24 protein-coding genes and 1 pseudogene are annotated in these 21,910 nt (G+C 58.5%); 8 read left to right on the top strand and 17 right to left on the bottom strand.

Annotated features, from left to right (window positions below; translation table 11 throughout):
- Window position 1: 1 nt before the first annotated feature.
- The gene (gene exbB, locus H8B20_RS11600; RefSeq protein WP_210623195.1) at window positions 2-949 is read right to left on the bottom strand and encodes a tonB-system energizer ExbB; all 948 of its coding nucleotides are present in this window, start codon (window positions 947-949) and stop codon (window positions 2-4) included.
- Between the two features lie 188 nt (window positions 950-1,137).
- Between exbB and H8B20_RS11595 the strand changes: the two genes are divergently transcribed.
- Window positions 1,138-1,995: an SDR family oxidoreductase gene (locus tag H8B20_RS11595; protein ID WP_210623194.1), complete on the top strand. Its 858-nt coding sequence runs from the start codon at window positions 1,138-1,140 to the stop codon at window positions 1,993-1,995.
- Between the two features lie 140 nt (window positions 1,996-2,135).
- Here H8B20_RS11595 and H8B20_RS11590 read toward each other — a convergent pair whose 3' ends face one another.
- From H8B20_RS11590 to H8B20_RS11565, 6 genes are all read right to left on the bottom strand, one after another.
- On the bottom strand, window positions 2,136-2,876 hold the full coding sequence (locus H8B20_RS11590; RefSeq protein ID WP_047304166.1) for a hypothetical protein: 741 nt from the start codon (window positions 2,874-2,876) through the stop codon (window positions 2,136-2,138).
- Window positions 2,877-2,944: 68 nt separating this feature from the next.
- On the bottom strand, window positions 2,945-3,325 hold the full coding sequence (locus H8B20_RS11585) for a RidA family protein (protein ID WP_003229509.1): 381 nt from the start codon (window positions 3,323-3,325) through the stop codon (window positions 2,945-2,947).
- 24 nt (window positions 3,326-3,349) lie between these two features.
- A complete protein-coding gene (spoT, locus tag H8B20_RS11580) occupies window positions 3,350-5,455 on the bottom strand; it encodes a bifunctional GTP diphosphokinase/guanosine-3',5'-bis pyrophosphate 3'-pyrophosphohydrolase (RefSeq protein ID WP_007920338.1) in 2,106 nt (701 codons plus the stop codon).
- Window positions 5,456-5,512: 57 nt separating this feature from the next.
- A complete protein-coding gene (rpoZ, locus tag H8B20_RS11575; protein ID WP_016985812.1) occupies window positions 5,513-5,776 on the bottom strand; it encodes a DNA-directed RNA polymerase subunit omega in 264 nt (87 codons plus the stop codon).
- Between the two features lie 167 nt (window positions 5,777-5,943).
- Window positions 5,944-6,564 (bottom strand): guanylate kinase, encoded by a 621-nt coding sequence (gene gmk / locus H8B20_RS11570; protein WP_042561759.1) that lies wholly within the window; start codon window positions 6,562-6,564, stop codon window positions 5,944-5,946.
- A 12-nt stretch (window positions 6,565-6,576) separates the two neighbouring features.
- Window positions 6,577-7,440, bottom strand: coding sequence for a YicC/YloC family endoribonuclease (locus tag H8B20_RS11565; RefSeq protein WP_150593444.1), 864 nt, complete (start codon window positions 7,438-7,440; stop codon window positions 6,577-6,579).
- A 270-nt stretch (window positions 7,441-7,710) separates the two neighbouring features.
- Here H8B20_RS11565 and rph point away from each other — a divergent pair, with 270 nt between their 5' ends.
- The 3 genes from rph to gltS all read left to right on the top strand — a co-directional run bounded on the left by rph (window position 7,711) and on the right by gltS (window position 10,381).
- Complete coding sequence (gene rph, locus H8B20_RS11560) at window positions 7,711-8,433, top strand: ribonuclease PH (protein WP_042561757.1); 723 nt, start codon at window positions 7,711-7,713, stop codon at window positions 8,431-8,433.
- Window positions 8,434-8,462: 29 nt separating this feature from the next.
- Window positions 8,463-8,828 carry a DUF4870 domain-containing protein gene (locus tag H8B20_RS11555; protein WP_042561756.1) on the top strand — a complete coding sequence of 122 codons (366 nt, stop codon included), beginning with the start codon at window positions 8,463-8,465 and terminating at the stop codon, window positions 8,826-8,828.
- Between the two features lie 344 nt (window positions 8,829-9,172).
- Complete coding sequence (gene gltS, locus H8B20_RS11550) at window positions 9,173-10,381, top strand: sodium/glutamate symporter (RefSeq protein ID WP_210623193.1); 1,209 nt, start codon at window positions 9,173-9,175, stop codon at window positions 10,379-10,381.
- Window positions 10,382-10,458: 77 nt separating this feature from the next.
- Here gltS and H8B20_RS11545 read toward each other — a convergent pair whose 3' ends face one another.
- Window positions 10,459-11,238: an exodeoxyribonuclease III gene (locus H8B20_RS11545; protein ID WP_007920349.1), complete on the bottom strand. Its 780-nt coding sequence runs from the start codon at window positions 11,236-11,238 to the stop codon at window positions 10,459-10,461.
- 82 nt (window positions 11,239-11,320) lie between these two features.
- Between H8B20_RS11545 and pyrE the strand changes: the two genes are divergently transcribed.
- On the top strand, window positions 11,321-11,965 hold the full coding sequence (gene pyrE / locus H8B20_RS11540) for an orotate phosphoribosyltransferase (RefSeq protein ID WP_041071932.1): 645 nt from the start codon (window positions 11,321-11,323) through the stop codon (window positions 11,963-11,965).
- Window positions 11,966-12,125: 160 nt separating this feature from the next.
- Here the strand turns inward: pyrE and H8B20_RS11535 are convergent, their stop codons facing one another.
- The 7 genes and pseudogenes from H8B20_RS11535 to coaBC all read right to left on the bottom strand — a co-directional run bounded on the left by H8B20_RS11535 (window position 12,126) and on the right by coaBC (window position 17,829).
- The gene (locus tag H8B20_RS11535) at window positions 12,126-12,509 is read right to left on the bottom strand and encodes a hypothetical protein (RefSeq protein WP_210623192.1); all 384 of its coding nucleotides are present in this window, start codon (window positions 12,507-12,509) and stop codon (window positions 12,126-12,128) included.
- Window positions 12,496-13,068 (bottom strand): hypothetical protein, encoded by a 573-nt coding sequence (locus H8B20_RS11530; RefSeq protein WP_210623191.1) that lies wholly within the window; start codon window positions 13,066-13,068, stop codon window positions 12,496-12,498. Before H8B20_RS11530 ends, H8B20_RS11535 begins: the two co-directional genes overlap by 14 nt.
- Before the next feature lie 18 nt (window positions 13,069-13,086).
- Window positions 13,087-13,347, bottom strand: coding sequence for a hypothetical protein (locus H8B20_RS11525; protein WP_210623190.1), 261 nt, complete (start codon window positions 13,345-13,347; stop codon window positions 13,087-13,089).
- Window positions 13,348-13,544: 197 nt separating this feature from the next.
- Window positions 13,545-14,450: an acetylglutamate kinase gene (argB, locus tag H8B20_RS11520; RefSeq protein ID WP_003229488.1), complete on the bottom strand. Its 906-nt coding sequence runs from the start codon at window positions 14,448-14,450 to the stop codon at window positions 13,545-13,547.
- Window positions 14,451-14,467: 17 nt separating this feature from the next.
- A pseudogene (locus H8B20_RS11515) lies at window positions 14,468-15,871 on the bottom strand (phosphomannomutase/phosphoglucomutase); the annotation flags it as partial.
- 288 nt (window positions 15,872-16,159) lie between these two features.
- Window positions 16,160-16,615, bottom strand: a complete 456-nt coding sequence (gene dut, locus H8B20_RS11510; protein ID WP_042561752.1) for a dUTP diphosphatase — start codon at window positions 16,613-16,615, stop codon at window positions 16,160-16,162.
- Between the two features lie 5 nt (window positions 16,616-16,620).
- Entirely contained in the window at window positions 16,621-17,829 is a 1,209-nt protein-coding gene (coaBC, locus tag H8B20_RS11505) for a bifunctional phosphopantothenoylcysteine decarboxylase/phosphopantothenate--cysteine ligase CoaBC (protein WP_210623188.1), read from the bottom strand.
- 135 nt (window positions 17,830-17,964) lie between these two features.
- Between coaBC and radC the strand changes: the two genes are divergently transcribed.
- Window positions 17,965-18,639 (top strand): RadC family protein, encoded by a 675-nt coding sequence (gene radC / locus H8B20_RS11500; RefSeq protein WP_042561750.1) that lies wholly within the window; start codon window positions 17,965-17,967, stop codon window positions 18,637-18,639.
- Window positions 18,640-18,765: 126 nt separating this feature from the next.
- Here radC and H8B20_RS11495 read toward each other — a convergent pair whose 3' ends face one another.
- Entirely contained in the window at window positions 18,766-20,352 is a 1,587-nt protein-coding gene (locus tag H8B20_RS11495; protein ID WP_210623187.1) for an ABC transporter substrate-binding protein, read from the bottom strand.
- Window positions 20,353-20,799: 447 nt separating this feature from the next.
- Between H8B20_RS11495 and rpmB the strand changes: the two genes are divergently transcribed.
- Window positions 20,800-21,033, top strand: a complete 234-nt coding sequence (gene rpmB, locus H8B20_RS11490; protein ID WP_007920377.1) for a 50S ribosomal protein L28 — start codon at window positions 20,800-20,802, stop codon at window positions 21,031-21,033.
- Between the two features lie 11 nt (window positions 21,034-21,044).
- A complete protein-coding gene (rpmG, locus tag H8B20_RS11485; RefSeq protein ID WP_016772554.1) occupies window positions 21,045-21,200 on the top strand; it encodes a 50S ribosomal protein L33 in 156 nt (51 codons plus the stop codon).
- Window positions 21,201-21,335: 135 nt separating this feature from the next.
- On the opposite strand, the gene H8B20_RS11480 is transcribed toward rpmG, so the two are convergent.
- Window positions 21,336-21,698 (bottom strand): cupin domain-containing protein, encoded by a 363-nt coding sequence (locus H8B20_RS11480; protein ID WP_210623186.1) that lies wholly within the window; start codon window positions 21,696-21,698, stop codon window positions 21,336-21,338.
- Window positions 21,699-21,910 lie beyond the last annotated feature (212 nt).

The raw sequence follows: 21,910 nt of genomic DNA, 5'->3' as shown, positions 1-21,910 counted from the left end.
ATTACCCCACTTTCACCATGCGCGGTTGCGAGCTGCGCTCAGGCTGGTGATCGAGGTCACGGCTGACCAGCAGCAGGACTTCTGCCGAGGCATCGGAGACCTGCGCCTTGTAACCGGCGATGGAGCGCGCGAACACGTTGTAGATCACTACCGCAGGAATCGCAGCCACCAGCCCCAGTGCGGTGGCCAGCAGCGCTTCAGCGATACCGGGTGCCACAACTGCAAGGTTGGTGGTTTGGGTTTTGGCGATGCCGATGAAGGAGTTCATGATGCCCCACACGGTGCCGAACAGGCCGACAAACGGTGCGGTGGAGCCAATGGTGGCCAGCACGCCGGTGCCGCTGCTCATGTTGCGACCGCAGGCTGCGACCAGACGCTCGAGACGGAAGCTGACGCGTTCCTTGATGCCTTCTTTCTCGCGGCTGTTGGTCGACAGGCGCATCTCTTCAAGGGCGTCGTGGACCAGCAGGTTGGCAAGGGTGCCTTCTTTTGCGGCAGTGGTGCTGGCTTCTTTAAGCGTGGTGGCTTTTTTCAGGGCGGCGATTTCGCCACGCAGACGACGCTTGGCGCCCATCAGCTCAAAGCCCTTGGCGATCCAGATGGTCCAGGTGATGATCGAAGCGATGGCCAGGCCGATCATCACGATTTTCACGATGATGTCGGCGTTCTGGTACATGCCCCAAGGCGACAGGTCGTGGGCCATGCCCAGGGTGTTGTCGGCTGCTTCTGGCGCGTCGGCAGGTGTGGCGTCGAGGGTTTGAACCGGAGCTGTTGCATCCGGTGCAGCCGCCGCTGGAGCGCTCTGTTCGGAGGCGGCTGGAGCAGCAGGTGCCTGAGCGTCGGCGAAAGCGGCGGTTGGCGACAGCATCAGGCTGAGCAACAGAGCCGCCACCGCGCTCCAGGCGCGAGGTCGTTTGGTTGGCGAAGCGGGGATTTGATTACGATTCATGCTGGCCGGACCTGAGATAGAAAAACGGTAATGCTCTTCCAGGCCTCGTGAGGCCGAGAACAAAAGTGGCAGGCATTATTGCAAGTAATTCTTGTTAACAAAAGTAATAGAGTAACTTTTTTTCCTTCATTGCTAGCCGCTCGTCCTCTGCCGAGGCTAGTCTGTGCCTTTCCGATGGGAGTTTTTTGATGTCCGCGCCTTCTGTTTTGATCGCCGGTTGTGGTGATGTCGGTAGCCGTCTGGCCACGCAATTGTTGGCTGCCGGTTGGGAAGTTCATGGCTTGCGCCGAAATGTCTCGCGTCTGCCTGAAGGGGTCATCGGCGTTGCCGGCGACCTTTTCAATGAAGACTGCCCGGCGACTTGGCCGGTCGGTGCCGTGGATTACCTGGTGTATTGCGCCGCCGCCACCGATCACGATGAGGCCGGTTATCGCGCGGCTTATGTGCAGGGTTTGCAGAATGTACTGAGTTGGCTGGACGACTATGGTCAAGTACCGGATCGGCTGATTTTCGTGTCCAGCAGCAGTGTTTTTGGCCAGCTGGACGGCGAGTGGGTTGATGAAACGAGCGAGACCGCCGCTTCCGGTTACTCAGGTCGGTTGATGCTCGAAGCGGAGCAGGTAGCGCTCAACAGTGGTATCCCGGCGAGCATCCTGCGCCTGACCGGTATTTACGGCCCGGGCCGGGAATGGCTGTTGACTCAGGTACGGCGTGGCTATCGAGTGGCCGTTGATCCGCCACTGTATGGCAATCGCATTCATGTTGATGACGCGGCGGGGTTGCTGGCGTTTCTGCTTGAGGCTGACCGTCGGGGCGTGGCGCTTGAGCCGGTCTACATCGGTGTCGATGATGCGCCTGCGCCGCTGGCCGAGGTGGTGGGCTGGCTGCGCGAGTTTATGGGTGTCACTGGATGGTCGGAAGATGAAAGCGTTCGGCGTACCGGTAGCAAGCGTTGCAGCAACGCGCGGGCGAAAGCGCTGGGTTGGGCGCCAAAGTATCCGAGTTATCGAGAAGGGTATGCGGCGATTCTCGAAGGTAAATGCTGAATCTCAGGCTCCACAACACAACTGTGGGAGCTAGCCTGCTCGCGAAGGGTCGTCACATTCAACATCTCTGCTGACTGTGACGCCGCTTACGCGAGCAGGCTCGCCCCCATATTTGGATCTTCGATGATTTCAGCAGCGGGTTACTGCTTCTCGAGCAACCACTTGCGCTCACCTGCGGTGAACTGCGGTTGTTCATCCGCCAGAGCGGTGTTCACCGCTTGCAGGATTTCCAGTTCCTTGCCCTTGCGCACAAAGATCCAGTTGTTGCCTTGGCCGTTCTGCTGCAACCACATGCTGTCGTTGCCACTGCTCATCGATGCGCAATCGCCCGCCAGGCACAACGCGTAACGATCGGCGCCCGGCAGGCCGGAGACCTGGCCGTCGGCCTGAAACTGCACGGTGCCGCCTTCGCCCTGACCATTGGCGATTTTCCAGGTGCCGCCCATGTAGGTTGAATACAGCGCGCGTTCGAAGCTCGCACCGATCGGCGCGCCTTCTGGCACCGGGATCTGTGCGCGGTCGAAGAGCTGTTCCGGTTCGTTGTCGCTGGCGGCCTGTTGCAGTTGATTGCCGTCGCGTTTCAGCTCGCTGGCGGAGCTGCCATAAAAGTCGACTTTCCAGGCACCAGACTGTTCGCCCAGCAGCCGACCTTCGACTTTCTCAAAACCGTTGGTGTAGCGGGCCTGGCCGGCCTTGGTGTTGACGTCCCATTCCAGGTTCGGGCCGTAAGCCTGAAGCGCTTCGCGCAGGGAGCCGCCCTGGGTGGCAGCATCGATCGCCACCTGATTGATCCAGGTGCCGCTGATGTCACGGTCGGCAGGGTCGCTGGCGCAGCCGCCGAGGAAAATGGCGAACAGCGAGAGAGCAAGCGCTTTGCGCATGGTGGAATCCTTTCAAAACCTTTCTTGCAGAGCAGTCGGCGCGGCGTATGAAGGCCGCGCCGTGCGCATCACTCGATGACCAGAATGGCATCCATTTCAACCTGCGAACCCTTTGGCAGGGCAGCAACGCCAATGGCGGCGCGGGCCGGGTACGGCTGGTCGAAGTATTTGCCCATGATCTCGTTGACCTTGGCGAAGTGGCTCAGGTCGGTGAGGAAGATGTTCAGTTTGACGATGTCCTTGAACGAACCGCCAGCGGCTTCGGCCACGGCTTTGAGGTTCTCGAACACCTGGACGGTCTGGGCTTCGAAGCCTTCAACCAGTTCCATGGTTTTTGGGTCCAGCGGGATCTGGCCCGACATGTAGACGGTGTTGCCAGCCTTGATCGCCTGGGAGTAAGTGCCGATGGCGGCCGGGGCCTTGTCGCTGGTGATAACTGTCTTGGTCATGCATGACTCCTTGTAATGGTGGACTTATGCACGCATGCGGGTGATGCGGATCACCCCGGTCAGTGCGCGCAGTTTCTTGATTACACGGGCCAGGTGCACACGGTCGTGAACGCTGACCACCAGTTGGACGACGCTGATACGACCATCGCGTTCGTCCATGCTGATTTTCTCGATATTGCCATCGGCTGCGTTGACGCTGCTGGCCAGCAGGGCGATCAGGCCGCGCTGGTGTTCCAGCTCGACACGCAGTTCGACGTTGAATTCGCCGGTGACATCCTTGGCCCACGAGAGCTGGATGCATTTTTCCGGGTTGTGCCTGATTTCGCTGATATTGCGGCAGTTGTCCAGGTGCACGACCATGCCTTTGCCCGCCGACAGGTGCCCGACAATCGGGTCGCCCGGGATCGGCGTGCAGCACTTGGCATAGCTCAGCACCAGACCTTCGGTGCCGCGAATCGCCAGCGGGCCTTCCGGGCTAGGCAGTTGCTCGCCTTCGCCAAGCAGGCGACGGGCGACCACGTAGGCCATGCGATTGCCTAGACCGATGTCTTCGAGCAAGTCTTCGATCAGTTCGAGGCGGTACTCGGTGAGCATCGCCTTGACGCGCTCGGCCGGAATCTTCTCCAGCGAACTGTCGAAACCGTTCAGTACCTTGTTGAGCAGGCGTTCGCCGAGGCTGATGGACTCGGAGCGGCGTTGCAGTTTCAGCGCATGGCGAATGTGCGTGCGCGCCTTGCCGGTGACCACGAAGTTGAGCCAGGCCGGGTTCGGTCGTGCGCCGGGAGCGCTGACGATCTCGACCGTGGAGCCACTTTGCAGCGGTTCGGACAGCGGTGCGAGGCGGCGGTTGATCCGGCAGGCGATGCAGCTGTTACCGACATCGGTGTGCACCGCGTAGGCGAAGTCGACGGCCGTGGAGCCTTTCGGCAGCTCCATGATCCGGCCTTTTGGCGTGAACACGTAGACCTCGTCCGGGAACAGGTCGATTTTCACGCTCTCGATGAATTCCAGCGAGTTGCCGGCCCGTTGCTGCATTTCCAACACGCCTTTGACCCACTGGCGGGCGCGTGCATGAGTGCCCTTCGGCTGCTCGTCACCGCTGGATTTGTACAGCCAATGGGCGGCGATGCCGTTGTTGGCCATCTCTTCCATTTCGCGGGTGCGGATCTGGATCTCGATCGGTACGCCGTGCATGCCGAACAGCGTGGTGTGCAGCGACTGATAGCCGTTGGCCTTGGGGATCGCGATGTAATCCTTGAAGCGCCCCGGCAACGGTTTGTACAAATTATGCACAGCACCCAGTACGCGGTAGCAGGTGTCGACCTTGTCGACGATGATCCGGAACGCGTAGACGTCCATGATCTCGTTGAAGGCCCGACGCTTGCCGCGCATTTTCTTGTAGATGCCGTAGAGGTGTTTCTGGCGACCGCTGACTTCGCCCTGGATGCCGTCGATAGCGAGGCAATGGCCGAGGGATTCTTCGATCTTGTTGACGATTTCCTTGCGGTTGCCCCGAGCGCGCTTGACCGCTTGGTAGATCCGCGCGGAACGCATCGGGTGCATGGCCTTGAAGCCGAGGTCTTCGAATTCGATGCGAATGGCATGCATGCCCAGGCGGTTGGCGATGGGCGCGTAGATTTCGAGGGTTTCCTTGGCGATCCGGCGGCGTTTTTCTCCGGACAGCACTTCCAGCGTGCGCATGTTGTGCAGGCGGTCGGCGAGCTTGACCAGGATCACGCGGATGTCGCGTGCCATGGCCATGGCCATTTTCTGGAAGTTTTCAGCCTGGGCTTCGGCCTTGGTCTCGAAGTTCATCTGGGTCAGCTTACTGACCCCGTCGACCAGTTCGGCCACGGTTTCACCGAACTGCGCTTGCAGCGCCTCTTTGGCGATACCGGTGTCTTCGATCACGTCATGCAGCATCGCAGCCATCAGGCTCTGATGGTCCATGTGCATGTCGGCAAGGATATTTGCCACGGCAAGAGGATGCGTGACATACGCCTCGCCACTGCGTCGGCGTTGGCCGTCGTGGGCTTGTTCGGCGTAGAAATACGCTCGGCGGACCAGGTTGACCTGGTCATTGCCGAGGTAGGTCGATAAGCGATCGGCGAGGGCGTCTATGCTCGGCATGATGACTCCTGCCGTACGTTGTGACCCTGCGCCGTGCTACGTCGACCAGGCATAGGCTTAGACGGCCTCGTTGGACTCGTCCTCGAACGCTGCGAACAGCGGTTCATCCTGGACGATTTCCTGCTCGGCGATGAACTCGTAGCTCATCAGGCCTTCAGCGATTTCACGCAGCGCTACAACGGTAGGCTTGTCGTTTTCCCACTGAACCAGTGGCTCTTTGCCGCCGGTGGCCAGTTGACGGGCACGTTTGGTAGAGAGCATGACCAGCTCAAAACGGTTTTCCACGTGGTTCAGGCAGTCTTCAACGGTTACGCGGGCCATGGTATTCCTCGGAGCGAATGCAATATGCGCGCTGCCCGGTTGGGCGAGCGGACTGAGCAGTTTAAAAAAACACCAGCGATTAGGGAAGCGCTGATTTTTTGATCAACCTCTTCAACGCGCTGCAAGTGCCAATGTAAAGCCCTTGCAGCGCTTTTGGGAAGCGCTGATTAACCGAGCAATTCGGCCAGTAATTTACCGAAACGCACCTGCTGGCGTTTCTGTTGCAACTGATTGGCGCGGAAAATCGCCTTCAGATCGTCCAGCGCATGAGCGAAGTCGTCGTTGATGATCAGGTAGTCGTATTCGACGTAGTGGCTCATCTCGTTGACCGCTTCGCGCATCCGCCCGTCGATGATCTCGTCGCTGTCCTGGCCGCGATTGGTCAGACGCTGGTGCAAGGCCTGCAACGATGGCGGCAAAATGAAGATCGAGCGCGCCTGCGGCATCAGCTTGCGCACTTGCTCGGCGCCCTGCCAGTCGATTTCCAGAATCAGGTCGTGGCCTTCATCGAGGGTCTGTTGCAGATGGCTTTGCGAGGTGCCGTAGAAGTTGCCGAAGACTTCGGCGCGTTCGAGGAAATCACCGTGCTCGCCCATCTTTACGAAGGCTTCGCGGGTTACGAAGTGATAGTTCACGCCGTTCACTTCACCCGGGCGCATGGCGCGGGTGGTGTGGGAGATCGACACGCGGATCTCCGGATTGGCATCGGTCAAAGCCTTGACCAGGCTGCTCTTGCCCGCGCCCGATGGCGCGGAAATGATGTACAGGGTGCCGGTGCTGTGGGTCATGTCGGGGTAGCCTTACTCAATATTCTGTACTTGTTCGCGCATCTGCTCGATCAACACTTTGAGGTTGACGGCCGCCTGGGTGCTGCGCGGGTCGAAGGCCTTGGAGCCCAGTGTATTGGCTTCGCGGTTGAGCTCCTGCATCAGGAAGTCGAGGCGCCGTCCGGCTGCACCGCCGGATTTAAGCACGCGGCGTACTTCTATGATGTGAGTGCTCAGGCGATCCAGTTCTTCGGCCACATCGCTCTTTTGCGCGAGGATGACCATTTCCTGTTCCAGGCGCTGCGGATCCAGCTCGGCCTTCATGTCGGCAAAGCGGTCGAGGACTTTCTGGCGTTGGGTGGCGAGCATCTGCGGAACCAGTTCACGCAGGGTCACGACGTCTTCTTCAATGGAAGTCAGGCGATCGTTGATCAGCCGTGCCAGCTCCGAGCCTTCACGCTCACGGCCGGCCTTGAGTTCCTTCAACCCTTGATTGAACAGGGCCAGGGCTTCGGCATTCAGTGCTTGCGGGTCACTGGCATCGGCGACCAGAACGCCGGGCCAGGCCAGCACTTCCAGAGGGTTGAGTGCAGCAGGATTCTTGATCAGACCGGCAATCGTTTCGGCTGCGGCGACCAATTGCGCGGCGCGCTCGCGATCAACTTGCAGCGTTTTGCCGGTGCTTTCTTCAGTGAATCGCAGGGTGCATTCCAGCTTGCCCCGCGACAGGCCCTGACGCAGTGCTTCGCGCACGGCCCCTTCGAGGTCGCGAAACGATTCCGGCAGACGCAGGTGCGGTTCCAGATAGCGACTGTTGACCGAGCGCAATTCCCAGCTCAGGGTGCCCTGTGCGCCGGCTTTTTCGACGCGGGCGAAGGCGGTCATGCTGTGCACCATGGCGGTGACCTCGCAATGCAAATCGGCGCGGAAACTGAATTCCGCAGGCGCGATATCAATGAATTTAAGCCGACTGGCAGCAAAGGCGCAGGATTGTAGCGCAGTGCGGCGAATGCGCCCAAACATACGGTGTGACAAAGGGCTGCAGCCCGTCGGTAATAAGTGTTTGAGACCCTTCGGTCGTCGTCGCGGATTTTTAACCCGTGCCCAGTGGCGGTGCACCGCTCTATAATGCTCGGCAGTTTTCCGTCCCCAGTACAGGTATTTCCTATGAAACGTCCAAGTGGTCGCGCTGCCGATCAGCTCCGCTCGATCCGCATTACCCGCAACTACACCAAACACGCCGAGGGATCCGTACTGGTCGAATTCGGTGATACCAAAGTCATCTGCACCGTCAGCGTCGAAAACGGCGTGCCGCGTTTCCTCAAAGGCCAGGGTCAGGGCTGGTTGACTGCCGAGTACGGCATGCTGCCGCGCGCCACCGGCGAGCGTAACCAGCGTGAAGCGAGTCGCGGCAAGCAGGGCGGCCGCACTCTGGAAATCCAGCGTCTGATCGGCCGGTCCCTGCGCGCGGCGCTGGATATGTCCAAGCTGGGCGACGTTACCCTTTATGTCGACTGCGACGTGATCCAGGCTGATGGCGGCACCCGCACTGCCTCCATCACCGGCGCCATGGTGGCCCTGGTCGATGCGTTGAAGGTCATCAAGAAGCGCGGCGGCCTGAAGGGCGGCGATCCGCTCAAGCAAATGATCGGCGCTGTATCGGTGGGCATGTATCAAGGCGAGCCAGTGCTGGATCTGGACTATCTTGAAGACTCCGCCGCTGAAACCGACCTCAACGTGGTGATGACCAGCTCCGGTGGCTTCATCGAAGTGCAAGGCACTGCTGAAGGGGCGCCGTTCCAGCCAGAAGACCTGAACGCCATGCTGGAACTGGCCAAGAAAGGCATGAACGAAATCTTCGAACTGCAGAAGTCAGCACTGGCTGACTGATCAGGTTGATAACCCGCAAGGAGGACGCGATGAGTGACCAAGAGCTGCTGCCCAAACCGAGCCAGGAGGTTCGTCAGTGGGCGATGTTTTGTCACTTGTCCGCCTTGCTGGGGATCTGGATTCCTTTCGGCAATCTGATCGGGCCGCTGATTCTGTGGCAGATGAAGCGTGAGTCGGATCCGTTTATCGATGCACAGGGCAAAGAGGCGCTGAATTTTCAGATCACCGTCGCAATTGTTACCGCGATCTGCATTCTGCTGATGCTGGTCATCGTAGGTTTCTTCCTTTATGGACTGGTCACCATTGCTGCGTTGGTTTTGGCGATCATCGGTGGTGTGAAAGCTAACGAAGGTTTTCCCTATCGTTATCCGTTTACTTGGCGACTGATCAAGTAGCAATCAACGCCTATAAAAGATTTGCATTTTTGCAATTAAATCTGTTTGAAAAGTGTGTAGGAATGATCTCGCTGCGATGAGCGGTAGTTGAGATTGCTATATACATCAGCCTCTTACATCTTTAGTCACAACTGCGCCAACATAGTACTGCCCATGTCCTTGGCAATCAGGCGGAGTGGTTGTTAAAGTCCCCGCACGTCATATTCCTGCAGAATATTTCGATGTATTCAGGCCAGCGAAGGTCCTTGAAATCCAATTCAATCAGTGTTGAGAAAGTCAGCCAATTCATGAGGTGTGGACAGGTATAAAGTTCGCCTCTGAATATCTAGCCAAGAATAATCCCAATGATTCAGCTCGATTTTTATGGAACGCTTGTGGCCGCTTCCCTGGTGCTTTTGCTAGGGCGCGGACTTGTTACACGTATTGCTTTTCTACGTAATTACAATATTCCTGAGCCCGTCGCCGGCGGCCTGGTCGTGGCGCTGGCTCTTCTGTTGCTGCGAACGTTCGACATCGAGGTTCGCTTCGACACTTCACTGCAAACACCTTTGATGCTGGCGTTTTTCGCCACTATTGGCTTGAGTGCCGATTTTGCGAGCCTGAAGAAAGGCGGGCGTGTAGTGGGCATATTCGTGCTGGCGGTGACCGGCTTGCTGGTGGTTCAGAATGCCTTGGGCATCGGTCTTGCCACTGCGCTGGGGCTGGACCCGTTGATGGGTCTACTGACAGGTTCGATAACGCTGGCGGGCGGTCATGGCACAGGCGCTGCGTGGGGCACGGTGTTTAGTGATAAGTACGGTCTGGCATCCGCCTCCGAACTCGCCATGGCATCTGCGACGTTTGGTCTGGTGTTGGGTGGGTTGATTGGTGGTCCCGTGGCTCGCCTGCTCATCAAGCGTGTTCGAGTGCCCGGATGCCAGCCGCAAGAAACACCGCGATTACCAAAAGGTTTCGAGCAGCCGAACAAAGAGCGCTCGATCACCCCGTTCTCGTTTATCGAGACACTGGCGCTGATTGCAGTCAGTCTGTTGGCCGGCAATTTGCTCAATGGTCTTCTGCACGACACCGCATTTGAGTTGCCGACATTTGTCTGCGTCTTGTTCGTGGGTGTCGTTCTGCGTAACGGGCTATCAGCGCTGGGCTTGTATCAGGTGTTCGAGCGCGAAGTCTCGGTGTTGGGGAATGTCAGCCTGTCGCTGTTTCTGGCAATTGCCTTGATGTCGCTCAAGCTGTGGGATCTGGCGGCACTGGCACTACCGATATTCATCATCCTGGCTGCGCAAACACTGGTCATGGCGCTGTTTGCGATTTTCGTGACGTTCAGAATGATGGGCCGTAACTACGACGCGGCGGTATTGGCAGCGGGGCACTGTGGTTTTGGGCTGGGTGCGACACCGACGGCCATCGCCAACATGCAGGCGGTGACGCAGCGCTACGGTCCTTCGCAGATTGCGTTTCTCGTGGTGCCGATGGTGGGTGCATTCTTCATCGACATTATCAATGTCATCGTGATCAAGCTGTACCTGGTCTTGCCGTTTTTTGTCGCCGTCTGAGCTTCGGACTACTTTAGTCTGAGGCACAAAAAATGCCCGTATCTCGCGATACGGGCATTTTTTGTCTGAATCGACGCTTAGATGGTCAGTGTCCAGTCGTAGTCGACGATCAGCGGTGCGTGCTGCGAGAACCGAGGCTGACGCGGCAGGCGTGCGCTGCGCACAAAGCGCCGCAGGCCTGGAGTCAGGATCTGGTAGTCGAAGCGCCAGCCCAGATTGAGCATCTCGGCCTGTTCGTTGTCCGGCCACCAGCTGTACTGGTCGCCTTCACGGCTGACTTCGCGCAGGGCATCTACATAGCCCATGTTGCCGACAATCTCGTCCATCCAGGCGCGTTCTGGCGCCAGGAAGCCCGGGGATTGCTGGCTGTCGCGCCAGTTCTTGATGTCGAGCTTCTGCTGCGCGACATACAGCGAGCCACAATAAATGTACTCGCGACGTTTACGCCGCTGTTTGTCCAGGTACTTGCCGAAGTCGTCCATGAGCTTGAACTTCTGGTTCAAGTCCTCATCGCCGTTCATCCCCGAAGGAAGCAGCAAGGTGGCAATACTGACTTTGTCGAAATCTGCTTGCAGGTAGCGCCCGTAGCGGTCGGCCGTCTCGAAACCGAGACCGCTGATGACAGCCTTCGGTTGCAACCGCGAGTACAAAGCCACGCCACCTTGGGCGGGGACTTCAGCATCGCAGGCATAAAGGAAGTAGCCATCCAGTTGGAAGGCTGGGTCATCCAGTTCAAAGGCGGAGGCACGGGTGTCCTGCAGGCAGATGACGTCGGCATTCTGTGCTTGCAGCCAACTGAGCAAACCACGCTCGACTGCAGCCTGAATACCATTGACGTTCACACTGATGATCCGCATAAATGGCCCCAAAAATCGCGTGCGTGTATGATACACGGCGTCAAGCTAATTAGCTAAATCCGTGGTATTTGGGGTTTTTTTCATGCAAGCGTATCAGCGCGATTTCATTCGTTTTGCCATCGATCGCGGCGTTTTGCGCTTCGGTGAGTTCACCCTGAAGTCCGGGCGCACCAGTCCTTACTTCTTCAATGCCGGCCTGTTCAACACGGGTTCGGCCCTGGCGCAGCTGGGTCGGTTCTACGCCGCAGCCATTGCCGAAAGCGGCATTTCTTTCGACGTGCTGTTTGGCCCGGCGTACAAAGGCATCCCGTTGGCAGCGACCACCGCCGTCGCGCTGGCCGAGCATCACGACCGTGACTTGCCATGGTGCTTCAACCGCAAAGAGGCCAAGGCCCACGGCGAAGGCGGCAGTCTGGTTGGCGCCCCGCTGACCGGTGATGTGCTGATCATCGACGACGTGATCACCGCCGGTACCGCGATCCGCGAAGTGATGCAGATCATCGCTTCCCAGGACGGTGCCAAGGCAGCTGGCGTGCTGATCGCCCTGAACCGCCAGGAGCGCGGCAACGGTGAGTTGTCGGCAATCCAGGAAGTGGAGCGCGATTTCGGCATCCCGGTCATCAGCATTGTTTCGCTGAATCAGGTGCTGGAGTTCCTCGCTGACGATCCGCAGCTCAAGCAGCATTTGCCAGCCGTGGAAGCGTACCGCGCCCAGTTCGGCGTTTGACGCAGATTCTGGCCTGACGCAATCCCCTGTAGGAGCTGCCGAAGGCTGCGATTTTTTGACACAATCAAAATCAAAAGATCGCAGCCTTCGGCAGCTCCTACAGGGATCGCAGGCAAAGAAAGACCCCGTTCAGTCTGACTGAACGGGGTCTTTTTTTCGGCTAACGCAGACTGCGCCACTTTTCTAGCAGTCTCAGCGTCAATCCTGCACTAATCAGCGCAAATGCCAACAGCGCTATAACCACCATTACGTACAGCGTTCGATCAATATCGAAGTTCCATAGATCCAGCGTGCTGCTGCAAACAATGCCCACGGCAGCCGGCAGGTTGACGTAAAACAGCGCTACGAAGGCGCCTGTCAGCGGCAACGCAAGCAAATAAACAGCATTCTTGACCTTCTCGCGGCTGCGTTTTTTGTTCTGCGGGCCGGTTTGGTGTTCATCCAGCGCCAACGCCTCATTGAGCTTGGGCCAGGCCAGATTGAACATGAAGGTGGTCAGGGTCAGCAGCAAGCCACTGACCGCGACGATGTCACTGAACGGCATTGAGTCCCAGCGTTGCGCACAACAAATCGTGGGAATCCTCACTGATCTCAAACTGCCCGGCACTGCCCTTGCGCTTGGTGATGGGTTTGAAGGTCGGCTCGTTTTGCGTGATCAGCATGTTCAGTTCATCGCGGATCACGTCTGAGTTAATGACGACCAGATAGACATCCTTTGCATGCTCCGCAGAATCGACCACCGCACGCATGCTGTGCTGCAGGATGTCGTCGAGCTGATTACGAAAGCGCGACACGGTGTTTTTCAGCAAGGTTTTGCTCTGGCTCTGCGTCAACTGGAAGATGGTCGAGATCTGCGATTCAGTCGGTAAAGTCTGCCCGAAGTAGCTTTGAATCAGATAAAGCAGGCGATCCTGTTTGGCCTCGTCGGCCCGGCTGGGCATCCCGCCCTCGACCAGCATTTTCAGGTATTCGGTCAGGCTCGCCTTGGCAATACGCTGGAGGGCGTGGGTGATTTCCGCATCGCCGATGCGCAAGGTCTTTTTCACCGGTTCCTTTTGTTCCAGCTCGAAAGCGTCGGCGTCGATCGTGAACGAGATCTGCATGGCTCAGGCGCTCCGGGGTTATTTTTTGTGCGAGGGCGTAATGACCTCGGCGCTCTTGATGCCGGAAGGCTTATCGGTTTTCTGTGGATAGGGATCATTAGGAGCGTCACCTTGTCCGGTCAGAATCTTCCAGCCGTTCAGAACGTGCGCGGTCTTGCGAAATTGCGGGCAGGGCGGCATCGAGGTTTTGGCTTGATTGGAATACTGGTGGCCGCAATCCACGCACTCGTAGGTGCCTGGGGCAACATCACTACCATAGGGAACGTAGTCTTTTTGCATGGGTAAATCTCCGGTGGATGAGGGGAAGATCCTAGGGAGATTTGTTCTGAGGGGATGTCGGACGTTTCGCTGTGTTAAGTCAGACGCTTCCCGCGCGCATAAAAAAGATCGCAGACTTCGTCAGTTCCTACAGAGGCTTCATACAAATGAAGTTCCTGTAAGAGCTGCCGCAGGCTGCGATCTTTACGTTTCAGCGATCAGGGACGCTTGCGATTGCTGATCAGCGTACCCACACCGGTGTCGGTGAAGATTTCCAGCAGGATCGCGTTCGGTACGCGCCCGTCGATGATCAACGAGCTACCCACGCCACCCTGAACGGCTTCCAGCGCGCAACGGATCTTCGGCAGCATGCCGCCGTAGATGGTGCCGTCGGCGATCAGATCGTCGACCTGCTGGGTGCTCAGGCCGGTCAGAACCGTGCCTGACTTGTCCATCAGGCCGGCGATGTTGGTCAGCAGCATCAGCTTCTCGGCTTTCAGCGCTTCGGCAACTTTACCGGCCACCAGATCGGCGTTGATGTTGTACGACTCGCCGTTCTCACCCACACCGATTGGCGCGATCACCGGGATGAAATTGCCTTTGACCAACAGGTTCAACAGCTCGGTGTTGATCCCGACCACTTCGCCTACTTGGCCGATGTCGATGATTTCTGGCTGGGTCATCTCCGGAGTCTGGCGGGTAACGGTGAGCTTCTTCGCACGAATCAGTCCGGCGTCTTTACCGGTCAGGCCAATGGCGCTGCCGCCGTGGCGGTTGATCAGGTTGACGATGCTTTTGTTGACCTGACCGCCCAGAACCATTTCAACCACGTCCATGGTCGCGGCGTCAGTGACGCGCATGCCGTCCACGAAGTGGCTTTCGATCGACAGGCGCTTGAGCAGGTCACCGATTTGCGGGCCGCCGCCGTGAACCACGACCGGGTTGATGCCCACGGCTTTCATCAGCACGATGTCGCGGGCGAAGCCGGTTTTCAGCTCCTCGCTTTCCATCGCGTTGCCGCCGTATTTGATCACCAGGGTCTTGCCGACATAACGTCGGATGTAAGGCAACGCTTCGGACAGGACCTGGGCGGTGTGGGCGGCGGCTTCGCGTTCGAGGGTCATTCAGGGCTCCGGGTGGATCAGAACGGTAGTTGGAGATCAGGTGCAACGCGTTTCAGTTGGGCGTGGAACACATCCTTGATGCGCTGCAGTTCAGCCTCGTCATCGGCCTCGAAGCGCAGCACCAGCACCGGTGTGGTGTTGGACGCGCGCACCAGGCCCCAGCCTTTGGCGTAATCGACTCGCACGCCGTCGATGGTGGTCAGGTCGGCGCCTGCGCCCCACTGTGCGTCGTGCAATGCATCAATGATGCTGAATTTGCTCTCTTCGGTCACATGGATATTGATTTCCGGCGTAGAAATATCGTTCGGGAAGGTCGCAAACAGCTCCTCCGCGGTGGATTTTTCCTTGCTGAGGATCTCCAGCAGACGTGCGGCGCTGTAGATACCGTCGTCGAAACCGAACCAGCGTTCCTTGAAGAAAATGTGCCCGCTCATTTCACCGGCCAACAGCGCGCCGGATTGTTTCATTTTCTTTTTGATCAACGAATGACCAGTCTTCCACATTAGCGGCCGACCACCGTACTCCTTGATCAGCGGTACCAGGCGACGGGTGCATTTGACGTCGAAGATGATTTCCGCGTCCGGGTTGCGCGCCACCACGTCACGGGCGAACAGCATCAGCAGGCGATCCGGAAAAACGATGCTGCCGGTATTGGTTACTACGCCGACACGGTCGCCGTCACCATCGAACGCCAGGCCGATATCGGCGTTGGTTTCCTTGACCTTGGCGATCAGGTCGACGAGATTTTCCGGCTTGCCTGGGTCCGGGTGGTGATTGGGGAAATTGCCGTCAACTTCACAGAACAGCGGGATGACTTCGCAGTTCAGCGCTTCGATCAGTTGCGGTGCAATCACGCCGGCCGCGCCGTTGCCGCAATCGACCACGACTTTCAGGCGTCGCGCCAGTTTGATGTCCTGGACGATCTCGGTGTTGTAGCGGTCGAGGATCTCGACCTGGGTGACGCTGCCGTTGCCGCTGCTCAGATTGTTGGTCTTGAGGCGTTCGTGCAGAGCCTGAATCTGTTCGTTGGCGAGAGTGTCGCCGGCGATGACAATCTTGAAGCCGTTGTAGTTCGACGGGTTGTGGCTGCCGGTGAGCATCACGCCGGACTTGCCGGCCAACACGTTGGCGGCGTAGTACAGCGCCGGAGTGGGCACCAGGCCGACATCGCTGACGTGGCAGCCACTCTCGGCGATACCGCGGATCAGCTCGGCGACCAGTTCCGGCCCGGACAGGCGGCCGTCGCGACCGACGGACACATTGGGCTCGCCTTGGGCAAGGCTCTGCGATCCGACGGCGCGGCCGATCCAGTAAGCGGTTTCGGCATTGAGGAATTCCGGCACGGTGCCGCGTATGTCATAGGCGCGGAAGATGCTGTCAGGCAGCTTCGGGGCAATCTTGGCTGGGGTGCTCATCTGCGGAAATGCTCCATCTCGAAAGTGGTGGGTCACACCGACGATTCACTCGACGGCAGGCTCAAACTGAAGGGTATGACGGCGTTTTCCACAGAGAGTTCGTGGTGTGAAAGGGCCATGACGCCTCGGCTGGCGTGGCTTTTGTCCGGCAAAACCTTGATTGGCGGTGCTAAAACCTGTCGCTGAAATAACGCAAATTTCCCCCTGCAGGAGCTGCCGCAGGCTGCGATCTTTTGACTTTGATTGTTTAAAAAACAGGATCAAAAAATCGCCTGTGGCAGTTCACTACGCGGATTATTTGGTGCCGGTATGGCCAAAACCACCGGTACCGCGCTCGGTTTCGACGAACGCTTCAACCATCTCGAAATGCGCCTGTACCACCGGCACAAGCACCAGTTGCGCCAGGCGTTCGCCGACGGCCATGGTGAAATCGGTCTGGCCGCGGTTCCAGCAGGAAACCATCAGCGGGCCCTGATAATCGGAGTCGATCAGGCCAACAAGGTTGCCCAGCACGATGCCGTGTTTGTGGCCCATGCCCGAGCGAGGCAGGATCAGCGCGGCGAGGTTCGGGTCACCGATGTAGACCGACAGGCCGGTCGGGATCAGCACGGTTTCACCCGGTTTGATCACGATGTCCTGCTCCAGCATGGCGCGCAGGTCGAGGCCGGCGGAGCCAGGGGTGGCGTATTGTGGCAGCGGGAATTCGGTGCCGATGCGTGGGTCGAGGATCTTGGCTTGCAAAGCGTGCATGTAAATTAAACCTGGTTCAGACGTTCGGCGATAAAAGTGACCAGTTGGCGAGCGATCTTGCTCTTGCTGGTCTGGGCGAAAACCGTGGCGTGAAGCTCACGGTCAATTACGCTGCAGGCGTTTTCTTCGCTGTTGAAACCGATGCTCGGGTTGGCGACGTCGTTGGCGACGATCAGATCGAGATTCTTGTCCTTCAGCTTGCGTGCAGCGTAGTCGAGCAGGTGTTCGGTCTCGGCGGCGAAACCGACACTGAACGGACGATCGGGGCGGGTCGCGATGGTGGCCAGGATGTCTGGGTTGCGCACCATTTGCAGGACGAAGCCGTCGCCGCTCGTAGGATCTTTCTTGAGTTTTTGCGGGGCGATGACTTCCGGACGGTAATCCGCAACCGCTGCGGAGGAAATGAACACGTCACAAGGGATCGCGGATTCGCACGCCGCGAGCATGTCGCGGGCACTGACCACGTCGATGCGCGTGACGCGATCCGGGGTCGGCAGGTGCACCGGGCCGCTGATCAAGGTCACGCGGGCGCCGGCTTCCACCGCCGCTTCGGCCAGGGCGAAGCCCATTTTTCCGGAGCTATGGTTGGTGATGTAGCGCACCGGATCGATGTTTTCCTGGGTCGGGCCGGCCGTAATGACGACGTGCTTGCCAGTCAGCGCCTGAAGCTGGAAGCAGTCCGCCGCGCACTGCGCCAGATCGGTAGCTTCCATCATGCGGCCCATGCCGACGTCGCCGCAGGCCTGGCTGCCGGAGGCCGGGCCGAACGTCTTCAGGCCGCGGCTTTGAAGCAGTTGCAGGTTGGCTTGGGTCGCGGGGTCGCGCCACATCGCCTGATTCATTGCCGGGGCGACCGCCACGACGGCGTCGGTGGCCAGCACCAGCGTGGTCAGCAAATCGTTGGCGATGCCTTGGGCCAGTCGGGCGAGCAGGTCGGCGGTGGCCGGGGCGATGAGCACCAGATCGGCCCACTTGGCCAGTTCGATGTGGCCCATCGCCGCTTCGGCGGCAGGGTCGAGCAAATCCAGGTGAACCGGGTGCCCGGACAGGGCCTGCATGGTCAGCGGGGTGATGAACTCGGCGCCGCCATGGGTCATGACCACACGCACTTCGGCGCCTTGGTCGATCAGGCGACGAACCAGATCGGCGCTCTTGTAGGCAGCGATGCCGCCGCCGACGCCCAGAACGATGCGTTTCCGATACAGCCGCTGCATAGGTCTGCCTTTGATTTCGTGGGTGACATACGTGGCGAAACCCCCTCCCCAGGGTGAATCCGCCCGCAAAAAAGATGGGCTAAGATATCACAGCGACCGCTACGGAACAGCGGCGCCCACAGACAGGGAAAGTGTATGAGTATTCGCGATTGGCCTGCGGCGGAGCGCCCGCGGGAGAAGCTACTTGAACAGGGCTCTGCGAGCCTTTCCGACGCCGAATTGCTGGCGATCTTCTTACGCACTGGCGTCACTGGAAAAAGCGCGGTGGATCTTGCGCGACACCTGTTGACTCAATTCGGCAGCCTGCGCGTGTTGCTGGAGGCCGATCTTGCGCAATTCAGCAAGGAGCTGGGATTAGGGCCGGCGAAGTTCGCCCAGTTGCAGGCGGTGCTGGAAATGGGCCGTCGGCATCTGGCTGAGCGCATGCGCAGGAAACCCGCACTGGAGAATCCGCAGGCGGTTCGCGATTACCTCAAATCGATGCTGCGCCACGAGCCGCACGAGGTATTTGGTTGTCTGTTTCTGGACTCCAAGCATCAAGTGTTGACGTTCGAGGCGCTGTTTCGCGGCTCCATCGACAATACCAGCGTACATCCCCGTGAGGTGGTGAAGCGTTCCCTGGCCAATAACGCGGCGGCGGTGATCCTTTGTCACAACCACCCGTCCGGGAACAGCGACCCCAGTCAGGCGGATCAGTTGTTGACCAAGCGTTTGCAAAAGGCGCTGGACCTGATTGATGTGCGGGTGCTCGATCACTTCATCGTAGGGGAGGGGGAGCCGCTGTCGATGGCCGAGTGCGGCTGGATGTAAGTCTCAGGATCATGCGCAACCTTGTGGGAGCTGGCTTGCCAGCGATAGCCGGCAGGCAACATTCGTGCTGAATGTGCCGCCTTCATCGCTGCCAAGCCAGTTCCCACAGGTTCTATAGCGTGACGGTTACTTGAGGTTTACCCTGGAATAGTCCTGCCGGCCAAACGGGCTTACCGAGTAACCCTGAACGTCTTTACGTGTCAGCGCGAACGCCGTTGGGTGTGCCAGCGGCAGCCACAGTGCCTGCTGCTGAATCTGCGCCTGCGCCTGCTCGTAGAGCTTGGTGCGCACGCCTTGTTCGCTGGTGGTCTTGCCGGCGCTGATCAGCTTGTCGAGATCGGCGTTGCAGTAGCGTGCGAAGTTGGTGCCGGACTTGACCGCGGCGCAGGAAAACTGCGGTGTGAGGAAGTTGTCCGGGTCGCCGTTATCACCGGCCCAGCCCATGAACAAGAGGTCATGCTCGCCTGCTTTGGCGCGGCGAATCAGCTCGCCCCATTCGATCACACGGATTTGCGCCTGAATGCCGATTTGCGCCAGATCCGATTGCAACATCTGGGCGCCCAGGCTTGGATTCGGGTTGAGCAGACTGCCCGACGGCCGCGTCCAGATGGTGGTCTGGAAGCCATCCTTCAAGCCGGCCTTGGTCATCAGTGCCTTGGCTTTCGCTACGTCGTGAGGGTAGCCCGGCAGGCTTTTCGCGTAACTCCAGGTGTTTGGCGGGTAAGGGCCGTTGGCTGCTTCAGCCGTGTCTTCGAACACGGCTTTGATGTAGTTGGCCTTGTCGAAGGCAAGGTTGATCGCCTGACGCACTTCCGGTTTGTCCAGTGGCGGATGCTGGCTGTTGATACCGACGAAGGCGGTCATGAACGCGTCGGTTTTTTCGACTTTCAGCGTCGGCTCTTTCTGCGCAGCCTCTACGTCCAAGGGTTTTGGCGACAGGGCAATCTGGCATTCATTGCGTCGCAGTTTTTGCAGGCGCACGTTGGCATCTGGCGTGATCGCGAAGATCAGCGGATCCACGGCGGGCTTGCCACGGAAGTAATCCGGGTTGGCCTTGTAGCGGACCGCGGCGTCTTTCTGGAATCGCGTGAAGACAAACGGGCCGGTGCCGATTGGCTGGCTGTTCAGCTTGTCGGTGGCGTTGGCCTTCAACAGTTTGTCGGCGTATTCGGCGGAATAGACCGAGGCGAAACCCATGCTCAGTGTCGCCAGAAACGTCGAGTCCGGGTGATCAAGTGTGAAGCGCACAGTCAGTGGGTCCAGCGCGTCGATCTTCTTGATGAGCGCCGATAGCTGCATCGATTGCGCGTGAGGGAAGCCGCTTTGGGCAACTTTGTGCCAGGGATTGGCCGGATCGAGCATGCGGTCGAAACTGAATTTGACGTCTTCGGCAGTCAGCTCGCGGGTTGGCTTGAAGTACTCGGTCGTATGAAATTTGACCTGCGGGTGCAATTTGAAGATATAAGTCAGGCCGTCGGTGCTGATTTCCCAGCTGTCGGCCAGGCTCGGGATGACCTTGCCGCTGGCAGTATCGAAATCAACCAGGCGGTTCATCAGCACATCGGCCGACGCATTGGTGGTGGTCAGCGAGTTGTACTGCACCACATCGAAGCCTTCAGGGCTCGCCTCGGTGCAGACGCTCAGTGCGGCGGCCTGGGCCAGAGGGCTCAGCAGGAGCGGGGCGAACAGCAGGGGTAGGGCAGCGAGGCGCATGGTCGGTTTCCTATTACAGATCGAAGGCCCATCTGCAAGTGCAGTCTGGAAAAGTCCTACCCTAGAGGTCGCGATTGCAAATGACTATCCCCTTTTGTATTTTCGGAGACGTTTTTACGCAGTTCCGGCGTGTGCTCGGTGCAACGACGAGCCAGAATCGGGCGCATGAGCGGTTTTCTTCGACGAGTGGTAAAACCCCGTCCCGGCCTTTGTCCAAGGCGTTCGCGAGCAGAATCTGCGTCTTTTTGTGGATTGATTGCACACGGAAAGTTGTTGCACCCCAGTCTTTCTGGTATAAAGCAGCGCTCTTTTCTAGGGGCCCGGTTCCTTCACTGTAGGTGTAGCCGGTAAGACCTCTAAAGAAACGCGGCGCCTGGCGCCAAATGACTGAGAGATTAAGCGGCCAACCCATGCCGGGTTGGGCATGTGGTTTTAGAGGGCTGAGGCATGTCGAGAGTATGTCAAGTTACCGGTAAGGGTCCGGTGACTGGGAATAACATTTCCCACGCAAACAACAAAACCCGTCGTCGTTTCCTGCCGAACCTGCAGCATCACCGCTTCTGGGTTGAAGAAGAGAAACGTTTTGTGCGTCTGCGCGTATCTGCCAAAGGCATGCGTATCATCGACAAGCGTGGCATCACTGTCGTGCTCGCCGAACTTCGCCGCGATGGCAAGATTTAAGGGAGCTAATCATGCGTGAATTGATTCGTTTGATCTCGAGCGCCGGTACTGGTCACTTCTACACTACCGACAAGAACAAGCGTACTACCCCGGACAAAATCGAGATCAAGAAATATGATCCGGTTGTTCGCAAGCACGTGATGTACAAGGAAGGCAAAATCAAGTAATTGATTTTTCCCGACTTACAAAAAAGGCCCGTATCTCACGATACGGGCCTTTTTTGTTTCTCAGGTTTTGTCGCGCCCGTCCGGGCCTCATCGCTGGCTTGCCAGCGATGAGGCCCGATCAGCCAGCGAAAATCCTCAGCCCTTCTGTTCGAAAATCACATAGACCTTGCGGCAAGCCTCCAGCACCTCCCAAGTGCCGCGAAACCCTGCCGGAATTACAAAACGATCACCCACGCGCAACGTCTTGGCATTGCCGTCGCTGTCACGCAGCACCGAAACACCCTGGAGAATTTCGCAGTATTCATGCTCGGTGTAGTTCACCGTCCACTGACCCACCGCACCTTCCCACACGCCGACACCCATCTGCCCGCAAGGACTTTCATATTGATGGAACACTGCCTGCTCGGGATCGCCTTTGAGGACTTTGGCCGGTTCCGGGCGATAGCGTTCGGCTTCGCTGGAGGTCAGGCTGATGTCGACGACGTTCTGGATGTTCATTGTTGTTATCTCCCGTAAATGCGGCGCAAGGCTGGAAAAGGCCAAAGTCTATGTTGATTAAAATCAACACTGCAAGGTCGTATAGCCGCCTTATGTCAAATATATTGAAACAAACCCGGCCGCTGGTTTAGGGTGGCGGGTGCCTCGGGCCGAAATGCAGGCTGGCCGGGCAGAATTGCTGAGGACGTCGGCGAAGATCGCGCGGCGCTCGT

The organism is Pseudomonas sp. P42, assembly GCF_017973755.1.
In the GTDB taxonomy this organism is placed as follows: Bacteria; Pseudomonadota; Gammaproteobacteria; order Pseudomonadales; family Pseudomonadaceae; genus Aquipseudomonas; species Aquipseudomonas iridis.
This window is presented reverse-complemented; position numbering and strand designations above follow the sequence as displayed.